The sequence below is a fragment of the Rhizobium sp. P44RR-XXIV genome (assembly GCF_001999485.2).
Lineage (GTDB): Bacteria > Pseudomonadota > Alphaproteobacteria > Rhizobiales > Rhizobiaceae > Rhizobium.
In genome coordinates this window covers 734,826-748,116 of record NZ_MPVZ02000027.1, presented here as the reverse complement: position 1 = coordinate 748,116, position 13,291 = coordinate 734,826, and the positions used below count along the sequence as shown (strand labels likewise).

The 13,291-nt window shown below is 60.6% G+C and carries 9 protein-coding genes; 3 read left to right on the top strand and 6 right to left on the bottom strand.

What is annotated here, in order from left to right; translation table 11 throughout:
- The first annotated feature begins 107 nt into the window (after positions 1 to 107).
- A complete protein-coding gene (locus BSK43_RS15800; protein ID WP_077472885.1) occupies positions 108 to 995 on the top strand; it encodes an AraC family transcriptional regulator in 888 nt (295 codons plus the stop codon).
- 260 nt (positions 996 to 1,255) lie between these two features.
- Here BSK43_RS15800 and BSK43_RS15795 read toward each other — a convergent pair whose 3' ends face one another.
- Genes BSK43_RS15795 through BSK43_RS15785 form a run of 3 tightly spaced genes read right to left on the bottom strand, consistent with a single transcriptional unit; the run spans position 1,256 to position 2,899 of the window.
- The gene (locus tag BSK43_RS15795; protein WP_077472886.1) at positions 1,256 to 1,621 is read right to left on the bottom strand and encodes a nuclear transport factor 2 family protein; all 366 of its coding nucleotides are present in this window, start codon (positions 1,619 to 1,621) and stop codon (positions 1,256 to 1,258) included.
- Between the two features lie 40 nt (positions 1,622 to 1,661).
- Positions 1,662 to 2,069 carry a nuclear transport factor 2 family protein gene (locus BSK43_RS15790; protein WP_077472887.1) on the bottom strand — a complete coding sequence of 136 codons (408 nt, stop codon included), beginning with the start codon at positions 2,067 to 2,069 and terminating at the stop codon, positions 1,662 to 1,664.
- A gap of 47 nt (positions 2,070 to 2,116) precedes the next feature.
- Positions 2,117 to 2,899 (bottom strand): SDR family oxidoreductase, encoded by a 783-nt coding sequence (locus BSK43_RS15785; RefSeq protein WP_077472888.1) that lies wholly within the window; start codon positions 2,897 to 2,899, stop codon positions 2,117 to 2,119.
- 134 nt (positions 2,900 to 3,033) lie between these two features.
- Here BSK43_RS15785 and BSK43_RS15780 point away from each other — a divergent pair, with 134 nt between their 5' ends.
- Positions 3,034 to 3,951, top strand: coding sequence for a LysR family transcriptional regulator (locus BSK43_RS15780; RefSeq protein ID WP_077472889.1), 918 nt, complete (start codon positions 3,034 to 3,036; stop codon positions 3,949 to 3,951).
- Positions 3,952 to 4,269: 318 nt separating this feature from the next.
- On the opposite strand, the gene BSK43_RS15775 is transcribed toward BSK43_RS15780, so the two are convergent.
- Positions 4,270 to 5,142 (bottom strand): NmrA family NAD(P)-binding protein, encoded by an 873-nt coding sequence (locus BSK43_RS15775; RefSeq protein ID WP_077472890.1) that lies wholly within the window; start codon positions 5,140 to 5,142, stop codon positions 4,270 to 4,272.
- A gap of 45 nt (positions 5,143 to 5,187) precedes the next feature.
- Positions 5,188 to 5,610, bottom strand: coding sequence for a DoxX family protein (locus BSK43_RS15770; RefSeq protein ID WP_077472891.1), 423 nt, complete (start codon positions 5,608 to 5,610; stop codon positions 5,188 to 5,190).
- A gap of 118 nt (positions 5,611 to 5,728) precedes the next feature.
- On the opposite strand from BSK43_RS15770, the gene BSK43_RS15765 reads away from it, so the two are divergent.
- Complete coding sequence (locus BSK43_RS15765; RefSeq protein ID WP_077472892.1) at positions 5,729 to 6,634, top strand: LysR family transcriptional regulator; 906 nt, start codon at positions 5,729 to 5,731, stop codon at positions 6,632 to 6,634.
- A gap of 257 nt (positions 6,635 to 6,891) precedes the next feature.
- On the opposite strand, the gene BSK43_RS15760 is transcribed toward BSK43_RS15765, so the two are convergent.
- Positions 6,892 to 13,188, bottom strand: coding sequence for a putative Ig domain-containing protein (locus BSK43_RS15760; RefSeq protein WP_169055411.1), 6,297 nt, complete (start codon positions 13,186 to 13,188; stop codon positions 6,892 to 6,894).
- Positions 13,189 to 13,291: the final 103 nt, after the last annotated feature.

The following is a 13,291-nucleotide window of genomic DNA, read 5'->3' as shown; positions in this document are numbered from 1 at the left end:
ACGAACTTAAGACTATCGATCGCGAGGCACTCACCCAATCCTCCTCAAAGCTTGCCTATTTCTGCTTTTGCCTTGCGCGCCGGGATCGCCTCTGTCAGGCTCGGATCATGGAACGGCAGCTGCAAGAACTGAGAGCACTGGCTTCAAAGGCTGAGAACAAGCGCACGGAAACAGGCATTCCGCGCATCGCCATGGTTCAGGGCGAAATCCCGGAACACCAGCTCGCCGCAGTCTACGATCCGATGGTCAACCTGATCCTGACGGGATCGAAGACAATGACGGTCGGCGACAGGACCTTCCACTATGATCCCGCCACCTATTTCGTCATGTCCGTGGATCTTCCGGCCATCGGGTCGATCCACCCTGCCGCAACGGGTGAGCCGTATTTGGCGGTCAGCCTGACCCTCGACACCACGATCGTCGCGGCGCTCATCGATGACTTGCCGGCGCAGGTCCGCAGCACTTTGTTCGGATCGGGGTTCTCGGTTGCACCGGTCAATGCCGAGCTTCTCGATGCCTGGATTCGAATGCTGAGGCTGATGGAACGTCCTGACGAGATTGCCGTGCTATCGCCCGCCTACGAGCGTGAGATCCTGTTCCGCGTGCTTCAGGGCCCGCTCGGCTGGATGCTACGGGATATCGCATCGCCGGACACGGCACTCGCCCGTATCAGGGTCGCAATCGAGTGGATCCGTCAAAACTTTGCCCAGCAGATCAGGGTGGAAACATTGGCCGAGATGGCGGCCCTGAGTGTGTCGGCCTTCCACCGTCACTTCAAAGCAGTGACGGCGCTGAGCCCGCTTCAATATCAGAAGAGAGTAAGGCTCCTGCATGCGCGTTCACAGCTGATCGGTGGCCAGGGAAGCGCGACGTCCATTGCCTTCGGTGTCGGTTATGAAAGCCCGAACCAGTTCAGCCGGGAATATGCACGCCTGTTTGGATTGCCACCGTCAAGAGATCTGGCGAAGGTGACGCGCAATCTCAATGCAGCCTGAGGACACGGTGTCCTGCATGGTTGAGCGCCGGCCTCGCTGGAGCTGGCTTAGCCGTGGTCTTGAACGAATGGGAAGATTGCCCGTCCCCCGGCATCGTACAGCCAACTATAATAACGCTGTTACTGGCTGCATGAAGGCCTGCGCAAATATGCAAAACTCGTTGGACTGCCACTCATCAGAGGCGGCGTCAAAGCTCGAATGCTATCGGCTTGAGCAACTGGATACGTCGCACGCGTCGTGGGGTCAGGTCGACTGTGTCGTCACGGCAGCGGATCGAAGAAAAGGTAGACGGCGGCAATCTTTCCGTCCCGCGCAATGATGAAATCGGTGCCGGCATATTCCGGCGCTTCCCCCGGACGGCCTGAGACCCATTTGATCCGGCCGCCGTCGCCAACGATTTCCGGTTCGGCGATAGGTCGATACTGAAAGTCAGGATGAGTGGCCTTGATATCGCCGGCGACCTGGTCGATGGCCGTATGTCCGCGAAACACGCCCCCGGCGGGATCGTAGAAGACAGCATCCTCATGGAACACTTCCTCGAGCGTTGCGCGCCGGCGGAGAGGATCGATTTCGCCAAAAACGTCACTGAGGTTGCGAAGAAGCAAAGTCTGAATGCTATGAGGCATGCGAGCACTCCTATTCAAAACGGACTAGAATTTCGACCTGTCAGAGATGCGCGGCTTTGGCCGTCGCGAAGCTGTCTTCAAGCATGAGGAAGCGTGTGATCTTCCCGTCCGCAATCGTCAGAACGATCGCGTAGGCCTGTTCGATCGTCTTGCCCGTTTTCTTGATACGCGAAGCAAGCTCGCCAAAAATGATGGCGCGCTCTTCGCTGGCCAGCACATCATGTACTTCAAATCGAACCCTCTCGATCATCTGGCTCGCGTCGCGCAAGAAGTCGACGATGGCACTGTTTCCCGTTTTGTGACCGATCCAGGGAAGCACACCAGTTTCGCCGGGGATGTTCCAGTCCAGATCGGCACTGAACAGCTGGATGATCTGCTCGTGCGGAGCGCCCGCGCCGAGCTTGGCCAGGAACAGCTGGGCGATCTCAAGATTGTCTTTGATACTCATAACGGAGATTCCTTTGAAAAAATGATTGGACTTGCGAGCGGGGACGATCAGATCTGCGTCATGCCGCCATCGACGACGATCTCGGCGCCCGTCATGTAACTGGCATCGTCAGACGCAAGGAACGACATGACTTTTGCCATCTCGTCAGCGCTTGCCGCTCGGCCCAGTGGCGTCCGCTCGGCCACCTCCACCAGATATCGCTCGATATCCTGGTCGCTCATGCCAAGTTCGGACTTGTAGGCAGGTGTCACAACTGTGCCGGGCGCGATGAGATTGACCCGAATATCCCGGCCTTTAAGATCGGAGGCCCAGCTGCGCACGAAGGAGCGGAGCGCTGCCTTGGTCGCTGCATAGACACCGAATGCCGGCGTGCCCTGATTGCCCGCTATCGAGCCTGTCACCACAATGGCGCTGCCCTCGCCCATCAGCGGCAAAGCCTTCTGCACAGTGAACAGCGTTCCCCTAACGTTGATGCCGAAATACTTGTCCACCTGCGCCTCCGTGATCGTGCCAAGCGCGGCAAATTCGCCGCCGCCCGCATTGGCAAACAGGATGTCCAGGCGCCCATGCGCCCTTTGGATGGTGGTCATGATGCGATCCAGGTCGGCCACAACGGATACGTCGCCTTGAATCGCGGTGACGCCATCGCCGATGTCAGCCGTCGCCTTGTCCAGCTCGGCCTGGCGACGGCCCGTGATGTAAACCGTCGCTCCCTCGCGCACGAGACGCTTGGCCGTTGCCAGCCCAATGCCGGAACTACCGCCGGTGATCAGGGCGATTTTACCGGCGTGCTTGGTGGTGTGAAGATTGGTGAGGTCTGAAATCTGCATGAGAGAACTCCGTAAGGCGGTACAGGCCGCGTGATGAAGTTCAATTTATTCTTTATCAATTTCGGGATAAACTAGGCCTTTGTGGTTACTTTATCCACATGTGGAAATAACGACCAACCCTAAGGGAGAGTAGTTTGGATCACCTGCAGGCCATTCGCGCCTTCGCACGCGTCGTCGAGACCGGCGGCTTCAATCGGGCTGCTCAATCGCTGCAGATACCGAATGCCACGCTGAGCAAGTCGATCCAGTTGCTGGAAAAGCATCTGAAGGTGAAGCTGCTTGAGCGCAGCACACGACGGGTCACCGTGACCAGCGATGGCGTGGCATATTATGAACGCACAAAACATCTCCTGGCGGAACTGGACGAAATAGAGGCCACCCTCGGACGGGCGCGAACAAATCCACGTGGTCGGCTGCGAGTGGACATCGGCGGCTCAACCGCCAGCGGCCTGCTGATCCCCGCTTTGCCTGAGTTTTGCGCGCGTTATCCGGATATTCAGCTGCAGATCGGCGTCACCGATCGCACGGTGGATGTGATCGGCGAAAACGTCGATTGCGCAATTCGCAGCACCGCCGAGGATGGTGCGTTAATTTCCCGCAAGATCGGGTCGCTGGCTTGGGCGACATGTGCCACTCCGGCCTATTTGGCGCGTCATGGCATACCCACTCATCCCCAGCAGATCATCGACGAGGATTTTCCTGTTGTCGGCTATTTCTCGGCGCATAGCGGAGTTGTGCAGCCGATGCATTTCCTCGATCACGGCAAACCGCTCGAGATCAATCCTCGATGCAATGTCATGGTCAACGAAAGCAATGCCCACCTCGCCGCGGCATTGGCCGGCATCGGCTTGGTGCATACCCTTGATTTCATGGTACGGCCGGCCATCGAACGCGGCGATCTCGGCATTGTCCTCGAGGCCTGGCAACCAAAGCCCTTGGATGTGTTCATCGCTTATGCACCAAGCCGCCAGCTCAGCACCAAAGTTCGAGTTTTTGTGGACTGGGTGACACAGCTCTACAAGAACATCCCAGGCCCACCAAGGAACTCATAGCCCATGGGAAGCCTTGACGATAAGGGACGTAGTCGGCCGCCCAGCGGAATAGCAGCTTGTGGAACTCGCCGAGGCACCCTGAGCGACAGGAATGAACATCCTAAGCGGGAATCATTTCCGGTGTGGGGCCTGGAGCAGTCGGGCCGCTATGAAACGAAAAGGCGCGAACAGCGGACTTTTCTTACAAGTCCGCTGTTCGCAAATCCAGACGGTTGGACGAGTAGACGCGCCGCGTCTCGATTTAGCTGTTAGGTGATTCCCGCGACGCGTCCGGCGCAGAGGCGTGTGGTCTCCGTCATACTTGATCCGTCCGGGGGCTTATGCCTTGGCGGCGTTGTGCCCTGCCTCGAAGACGTCGCGTGCGGACGTCGTACCCGCTATATGCTCCGTACCCACGACGCCGAGGCTCATCCATCCTGCATTCACGGCCTCAAACATTTCTTCGGCAGGTCCGGTGCGGCCCTTCGGGATACCGAATTGCTCGAACGCTTCCGCCCAACTTGCACGCGGGACTGCAAAGGCTTTCACGTCGAGTTTCAGGACTTCACCCAACTGCGCCGCGACTTCATCCGCGCTGACCATCGAACCAAGCTCGATGATGCGCTGCCCTGACCAGGCCGGCCCGGTCAAAAGGGTCGCAACTTCCGCGCCGATGTCGTTCGTCGCGACCATGGTCGATTTCCGATCTGTCGGATTATAGTAGACCGGTAGCGTTCCGCCCTGGGCTACCTGCAAGCCGTAGAGGAAGTTTTCGAAGAAACCGCCTGCGCGCACAAATGCGGTCGGCAATATCAAGTCACGAAACCCTTGCTCCAGAAGCGACAAGGCCGTGATCATCCCGAGCCCGCTGGTTCTGTTCGCACCCATCGACGAAAGCGCGACTACCCGCGGCGGCGCTGCCTTGGTGAGCGCCTCGACATAGTTCGCAATCACGCCTTTTGCTTCTTCGTAATCAGGCGAGGGCGCCCATACAGAAGGCAACATAACGAACGCACCTTCAACGCCTTTGAGCGCCTGCTCGATGGCTGCCGTATCATTCCAATCGCCGTCTACCAATTCGACGCCCTGGTCCGGCCAATGAACCGCCTTTTCGCGATTACGGACGAGCGCGCGTACTTTCTCGCCTTGCGCCAACAGATGTTGTGCTGTTGCACCACCGACTTTTCCGGTAATTCCCATGACTAAAAACATGCGTTTTCTCCTGATTTTTAGGGACAGAACAATGCCCCTGTTCGTTCAACGGATGAGCGGCAAAATGGCCCGGATACGGGGATCGCGCAGATAGAGGCCGCCCCATGTCATCGCGCCCAGAGCCAAGGAAATGAGTTCCGGCGGCGACCCCAACTCACCAATGCGGACATGAGCGCAGATCGCCCCTCCCAGAAAGCCAGTCACCAGGATTGCGCCGAGGACGGCGGTGGCCGGGATGGCGTAAAGGATGGCGCAGGCGAGTATGATCGGACCCACGACGCGGGTCAGGTCCATCGCGAAGCCGGTTTCCTGCAACATGCTCGCAATCTGTCCCGGCGCGAAAAGCTGAATGGCGCCATCTGCCACCAGGGCGATAACGACAATCGCGCTCATGATCCGGCCGACCCACAGGGTGCGCTGCAAGGTCATGGTTTGAGGCACCTGATGTAGGTTCATAGTTCCGGACATTTGTCATTCTCCGATGGGGGATCCCAGTATTCGGAACTTACTGTGTCCTCTGAATGTGATAAATGCTGAGGAAATGAACTCACTGTTATCCATGAAGAGAACAATACCGAGGCACGAAATGCAGAATCTCGAACCCATACTCATTTTCATAAGGGTAGCGGAAATGGGGAGCTTCACCCGCGCAGCCGATAGCTTGGGCATCCAAAAAGGGAGGGCCTCAACGGCGATCCGGAAGCTGGAGGGAGATGTCGGTGTCAGGCTCCTGCACCGGACGACGCGCAGCGTGCAGTTGACGGAAGACGGACGCGCATTTCATGCCCGCGCCCGCGATCTGCTTGCTGAAGTCGATGACCTGCACTCGATGTTCGCAGGCGATGGCGTGGCACTTCGCGGGCGTTTGCGGGTCGATCTTCCGACCGAGTTGGCGCGCACAACCATCGTGCCGGCCTTGCCGGATTTCCTAGCGGCTCACCCAGAGTTGGAGCTGGAGGTGTCGAGTACGGATCGGCAAGTCGATCTGGTCCAAGAGGGGTTTGACTGTGTATTGCGACTTGGACCCATCAGAGACGAGACGCTGATTGCCCGCCCACTGGGCCTGTTGCGCATGGTCAACGCTGCCAGCCCCGCCTATCTGGCGCGCTATGGCATCCCGCGATCGCTAGACGATCTCAAGTGTCAGCAACATCGGACAATTCATTTTTCGACGATGCTGGGCGCAAGGCCCTATGGATGGGAATATCCGCACGGCGACAGCTACGCGACGCTTCAGTTGCCAGGTGCGCTACACGTCAACAGTGCGCAGACCTACGACGCGGCTGCCCTCGCTGGCCTTGGACTGATTCAGGCGCCACTCATAGGGATTGGTCAATATTTTGAGAGTGGAGCGCTTATTGAGATCATGCCCGATTTTCGTCGCCGGGCGATCCCCGTGTCTCTCGTCGTAGCACATCGGAGCAATCTCTCGCGCCGGGTCCGCACATTCATGAAATGGATCGAAGAGGTGCTGACCCCGTACCTGGAATAGATGGCTACTTTCGGGAGGACTTGCTTCGGCCGGGAACGGCGAGCACGAGGGCGCAAAGCCGTCATAGCGTCGAACCACCGTCGGTGATGGCCCCTTGGATTTTATGCTCTTGAAGGGACAGGAACCCACGATCCGGAATCACCGCCACGGCCGACCAAAGACAGTCCTCCTGCAAGAACAACCTCGAGGCAATCAAGTCGCGTATCTGGTAGCGTTATAACCGCCTCCGCGGGCTCTCCTGCGGAAGCTTCATGTCTTCAGAACTTTTTGCTTGCGGCGACTTTTGCGCCGACGGATTTCTGTCCGTCGCCTTCGATGTTGAAGAGGATGCTGGTGTCGAGCATCCAGAAGTTGATGGTCTGCATGGACAGGCCGGCGGTGACGGCGCCGAAGGCGCCGGAGCCGTCGAGTGCGGAGTAGCCGCCGGTCAGCCCGAGCTTGGGCGTCAGCTTGGTTCCGCCCTCCAGGGTAAAGGAGCGGGCGATCTCGGCGCCGAGGCTGACGCGGAACTGGTCCTCGTTGAAGCCGTCGATGTCGATCCTGTCGCCGGCGCTGTTCTTGACGCTGTAGTCGTCGACCTTTTCGGAGAAGTAGATCGCCCGCAGCTTCGGCGAGAGCGTGGTTTCCTCATCGAGGTTCCATTGGCCTTCGATCGAGGTGTCGGCCATCCAGCGCGTCGTGTCGAACGAGCCGTTCCAGAACTGGGTGTTGATGGTGTTGCTCGAGCCGCCATAGCGCAGGCTGCCGTTCCAGAACACGCCCTTGCCAAGCTCGAGCGAGGCATAGGGTCCGGCAAGCCAGCCATTGCCGGTCAGCTCGGTATCCTGGTCGGTCGGATCCGTCATCCGGTCATAGTGGAAGGAAAGTCCGATCAGGGCCCTGTCGGAGAGCAGGTAATCCACGCCCATGCTGACCATGCCGAAGCTGCCCCACTTGCCGGTGCTGTCGTTCTTGCTTTTGTCGTTATGGGCAAGATAGGCGCCGTCGATCCAGACGTTGAAGGGGGCGGAGGCGGCATCCGGATCACCGGCGGCGGCGCGCATCTGCGACAGGCTGGTGGAGAAGCCGAACGTCATGCCCTCTTCCGACGGCATCATGCGGGCGGTGACGGGATCGGTTGCCTTCTCCATCTGCCGGCGCTGCAGCAGCCCCGGTACCTCGATGGTGTTGGCGATCATGTTCTGGCGGGACTGCACGAAGTCATGCACGAGATTGTCGATATCCGCAGCAACCTTGCCGGCGTTATAGCGGATATTATAGGTGATCGTGCCGGTATTCGAAACCCCAAGCGCGCTGACGAGCTTGTAGCCGACGCGCACTCGACCGGAATAGGCCGGGTTCGGCGTATACTGCAGATACCAACCGACAGGTGTGCTGACAGGACCGGCTGCTGCCAACTGGCCCTGGATGATCGTCGCCGTGCCGGCATTGGCGGGCTCCACGAAGGTCAGGTCGGCCGCGGTGAATGGACCGCCCGTCGCACCGCGATTGAGGTAGACGTCCGGAGGTGTCGACCCCTCCGGTACATCGACGACCTGATCCCCGGCGCTGACAGCGCGTGGGATGACCTTGAGGGTATAGGATGCGCTTCCGGTTGCACCATTGCCATCGCGGATCTGGATGGTGAAGCTGTAGTCGCCTTCGGTGCCGCCCGAAAGCGGTCCGGTCAGCTGGCCGGTGGAGATGTTGAGCACCAGGCCGTTCGGCAGGCTGCCGGAGGCAAGGCTGAAGATCTTCGTGCCGACGCCGCCTGTGACCGAGATCTGCTGGCTGTAGGCCTCGCCGGACATGGCATCGGGCAGCGCGCCGCCGGCCGGGCTGAACACGAAGGTGGTCGGCGGCGGCGAGATGGCGATCGTATAGGCAGCGGATGTCGTGGCGCTGTTGGCGTCGGTGGCGGTGATGGAGAAGCTGTAATTGCCGGGCGTCGTCGGCGTGCCGGTAATGGCGCCGGTCGCATGGTTGAGGGCGAGCCCGCTCGGCAGCGTGCCGGTGAGGCTATAGCTGTAGGGGCTCGTTCCGCCCGAGGCGGTGACGGTCTGGCTGTAGGCGGTGGTGACGATGCCGGCCGGCAGGGCTCCGCTTGGCGGCGAGAAGGACAGGGTCGGCGCGGTGATCGTCACGCTCACGCTTGCCGGCGCCGAGGTGCCGGAGGCATTCGTGGCGGTATAGGTGAAGCTGTCGGTACCGGAATAGCCTGCTGTTGGCGTATAGGTGATCGAGGTGCCCGATGCGGTCGCCGTCCCATGCGCCGCCGCACTTGCGATGGCGACCGAGGCCGGCGCACCGCCGGTGATGTTGAGGGTAATCGGATTGTTCGAGGAATTGGCGGCGACGGTTGCCGCAACCGCATTGGCGATCGGCGGCTGGACGCTGACCGCCAGGGTATAGGCGCGCGATCCCGTGAACGGTCCCGAGCCGGTCGAACTGTCCGTGGCCGTGATGGTGATGTTGAAGTTGCCTGATGCCGTCGGCGTGCCCGCAAGCACACCGGCCGGCGAGAGCGTCAGGCCGGCGGGCAGGGCACCTGCTGTGATCGCATAGGAGTAGGTGCCGGTTCCGCCGGATGCCGTGATGGTCTGGCTATAGGCAGCAGCCACGGTTGCAGCCGGCAGTGTGGTCGGCGTGATTGTAATCGTCGGAGCACCAACGGTCACGGTATAGGCCTTGGAGCCTGTGAATGGCGCGCCGGTGCCGGTCGAACTGTCCGTTGCAGAGATGGTGACATTGAAGGTCCCGCCCGCCGTCGGCGTGCCCGTGATGGCGCCGGTGGACGCATTGAGGCTGACACCAGCCGGAAGCGCACCGGCCGTCACGGCATAACTATATGGAGCAGTACCGCCTGTGGCCGTGATCGCCTGGCTATATGCAGTGGCGATCGAACCGGAGGACAAGGCCGCCGGGTTTATCGCCACTGTCGGCACCGACACCGTCACGCTAACGGAAGCTGGCGCAGACGTGCCGTCGGCATTGGTGGCAGTGTAGGCAAAGCTGTCCGCTCCGGCATAGCCCGCCGCTGGTGTATAGGTGATCGTAGCCCCCGAGGCGGTCGCCGTGCCATGGCTAGCCTGCGTCGAAACCGTGACCGAAGTTGCGGTTCCACCCGTCAGGTTGAGGGCGACCGGATTGCTGGTCGAGTTGGCGGCTACCGTCACCGCGGCATTGCCCGCAATCGGTGGGTTAGCGGTCACGGCCACGCTATAGGCCTTGGCGGCGGTGTAAGGTCCGGTACCCGTCGAGCTATCCGTCGCAGTCACGGTGAAGTTGAAGTTGCCGGCTGCCGTCGGGGTCCCATCCAGCGTGCCGTTCGAGGAGAGCGCCAGGCCCTGCGGAAGGGCGCCGCCGGTGACGGAGTAGGTATAGCCACTCGTGCCGCCCGAGGCGGTGATCGTCTGGCTGTAGGCGGTGTTCAGCGCCGCACCCGGCAATGTCGCAGGGCCGATCGCAATCGTCGCAGCATTAATCGCCACGCTATACGCTTTGGATACGCTAAAGGGCGAATTCATCCCGCCGGAGCTGTCAGTCGCCGTCACGGTGAAGTTGAATGTCCCGCCCGCCGTCGGCGTGCCGGAGATTGCACCCGTCGAGCTATTGAGTGTCAAACCATTCGGCAGCGCACCCGCCGTCACCGCATAGTTGTAGGGCATGTTGCCGCCGGAAGCCGTCACAGTCTCGCTATAGGCGGTAGCAACCGCGCCACCCGGCAGTGTCGCCGGCCCCAGCGCGAGCATCGGGGCATTGACGGTTACGGTGTGAACCGTTGACGCAGTGGTATACGGTGCGCCGGTGCCGGTGGAACTGTCCGTCGCCCTGACGATGAAGCTGAAAACGCCGGCGACCGTTGGCGTGCCGGAGAGTGTACCGTCTGCTGCAAGCGTCAGGCCAGGGGGAAATGCACCCGCGGAAAGCGAATAGCTATAGGGAGCGGTACCGCCTGATGCCGTGAACGGCTCACTGAAGGCTGTTCCCGCGGTCAAGGTTGGAGTCGAACTCGGCGTGATCGACATCATCGGCGCGCCGACCATCAAAGCATAGGCGATGGAACCGCTAAACGGTGCTCCCGTGCCTGTCGTGGCATCCGTTGCAGTGATGACGAAATTATAGGTCCCGCCTCCTGTTGGCGTGCCAGAGATTTCGCCGGTAGACGAAGACAGTGTCAGGCCCGCCGGCAACGAGCCTGCTGTAACCGCGTAACGATAGGGGCTGGTGCCGCCGGTTGCCGTCACGGTGGCGCTATAGCTGGACGCAATCGCGGCATTTGGCAGGGACGCAGGGCCAATCGTAACTATCGGCGCCGAGATCGTCACGCTGACGGTTGCCGGCGTAGACGTGCTGGTGGCGTTGCTAGCCGTGTAGGCGAAGCTGTCGGTGCCAGTATAGCCTGCCGTCGGCGTATAGGTGATCGATGTGCCGGTGGCTGACGCCGTACCGTGACTTGCCGCCGTCGAGACGGCGACCGAGCTAGCAGCTCCCCCGGTCAGAGCAAGCGTGATCGGATTGTTCGTCGAGCTCAGCGCAACCGTCGCTGAGACATTTGCTGCAACCGGCGGATTGAGGAAGGTATAACCGCCGACCAATGTCGCAGTACCGCCCAGCGTAGTGACGCTGACATCAACTGCACCGGCGGCGTGGGCAGGAGTGGTTGCGGTGATCGAGGTTGCGCTATTGACGGTGAAGCCGGTGGCGGGAGTGCCGCCGAAGCTGACCGAGGTTGCGCCCGACAAGCTCGTACCGGCGATCGTCACCGACGTGCCACCAGTCTCCAAACCCGCTTTGGGCGACGCAGCGGTTACGGTCGGAGCGGCGACATAGGTATACTGATCGGCCGCAGACGTTGCACTCGTACCGCCTAATGTCGTCACACGGATATCGACCGTGCCCGTGCCGGCGGGCGCTGTCGCCGTAATTGATGTTGGTGAATTGAAAGTGAAGCCGGTCGCAGCCGTTGCGCCGAACGTCACAGCCGTTACGCCAGTGAAGTTCGTGCCAGTCAATGTTACCGTCGTGCCTCCGGCTGTCGGTCCAGATGTCGGACCGATGCTGGAAATCGTCGGCGCCGCGACATAGGTATATTGGTCAGCCGCCGACGTTGCACTCGTACCGCCTAATGTCGTCACACGGACATCGACTGTGCCCGTGCCTGCGGGCGTGGTTGCAGTTATCTGCGTTGCGCTGTTAACAGTATAGCTGCTTGCCGCCGTAGCCCCGAAGGTCACCGCCGTCGCGCTACTGAAACTCGTACCGGTGATGACAACTGTCGTGCCGCCAGCAGTCGGGCCGGCAGTCGGACTGAGGCTCGATACCGTTGGTGCCGCAACGTAAGTATATTGATCGGCCGCCGACGTCGCGCTTGTGCCGCCTGTCGTCGTCACCCGGATGTCGACTGTTCCAGTGCCAGCGGGCGCGGTTGCCGTGATCGATGTCGCCGAATTGACTGTGAAGCTGCTCGCCGCCGTTGCGCCGAAGGTAACAGCCGTCGTGCCGCTGAAGTTCGCGCCGGTGATGGTCACCGCAGTGCCGCCCGATGTCGGGCCGGAAGTCGGAGAAATCGAACTGATCGTCGGCGCCGGCACATTGACCGCAATGGCGCCGGACGGCGGGGTAACGTAGACGGAGGCCCCGGATCCGGAAAGCGCGTAACTGACGGCGACCGATCCTGGTCCGGCATTGGAGGCGGCTGTCACGGTGAAATTCTGGCTTGCGCCGCCTGAAAAATTGAGAGTGGCCGGTGAGAATGTCAAGCCAGTTGCTGACGGTGTGATAGAGACGGCACCTGCGCTCGATGCGGTCATTGTCAGCGTTGGCGAACTGCTGCCCTGTGTCAATGCGGGATAAGCGGGCGGGCTGATCGTGCCAAGAACAGTCATCGACGTGCTTGCAGGCGCCACATAATCCGCGGCATCCGTGCCACCCAGTGCGTAGTTGATCGTAGTGGGCCCGGGCGTCGCACCCGGGTTGGCTGTGATGGTGAAGGACTGAGTGGTACTGCCGGACGCAAACGAAATTACCGCCGGGCTAAACGTCAGTCCGGCCGCGGTCGGCGTCACGGTCAAATCGGTGCCGGGTGCCTGCGACAGGGTCATGGTGAGGCTGCTGGTTGTGCTACCGGCCTGCGTCACCGGAAAACTCGGCGGCATGATCGTCCCTGGAGCATTTTGGCAGGTGACGCTGGCATGAACCGCGTCACTTCCCGGCTGCGACCAAGCATAGACCGTGAAATCCGGGTAGGCCTGGGATGGCGTGTAACTGCCGCTCAAATTGAGCTCGTGATTGGCAGTCGCATATTGTTCGACGATGATGTCCGAGCCGGTGGCAGAGCTATTATTATAGAGTGCAAATCCCGGTCCTGAGTACGGATCCGTATCCGCGTTCGTGCTTCCGCTCGTCGTGACGCTATAAGTGATCTTGTCGCCGGCATTGAGGGATAGGCCGGGTTGCCAAAGCTCCGCGCCATTGGAGTATGTCGCCCCGGCGCCCCAGGCGGCGTTGATCGCATCACAACCCGAAGAGGCAAGCGAGGTTGGCGCAAAGGCGATCTGTACAGCGATCAACACGAAAGTGAGAGTGAATACCGGTATCGAATTCGAAGTCCGCACTGCTTTGCTGGTGGATTTTTGAGGACAGTGCCTAACTGCGGCAACGATGGATCGGAGTGCT

Coding starts and splice junctions, on each gene's coding strand:
- BSK43_RS15765 (WP_077472892.1), top strand. CDS start 5,729: ATGCAGAATCTCGAACCCATACTCATTTTCATAAGGGTAGCGGAAATG.
- BSK43_RS15795 (WP_077472886.1), bottom strand. CDS start 1,621: ATGCCTCATAGCATTCAGACTTTGCTTCTTCGCAACCTCAGTGACGTT.
- BSK43_RS15785 (WP_077472888.1), bottom strand. CDS start 2,899: ATGCAGATTTCAGACCTCACCAATCTTCACACCACCAAGCACGCCGGT.
- BSK43_RS15800 (WP_077472885.1), top strand. CDS start 108: ATGGAACGGCAGCTGCAAGAACTGAGAGCACTGGCTTCAAAGGCTGAG.
- BSK43_RS15775 (WP_077472890.1), bottom strand. CDS start 5,142: ATGTTTTTAGTCATGGGAATTACCGGAAAAGTCGGTGGTGCAACAGCA.
- BSK43_RS15770 (WP_077472891.1), bottom strand. CDS start 5,610: ATGTCCGGAACTATGAACCTACATCAGGTGCCTCAAACCATGACCTTG.
- BSK43_RS15790 (WP_077472887.1), bottom strand. CDS start 2,069: ATGAGTATCAAAGACAATCTTGAGATCGCCCAGCTGTTCCTGGCCAAG.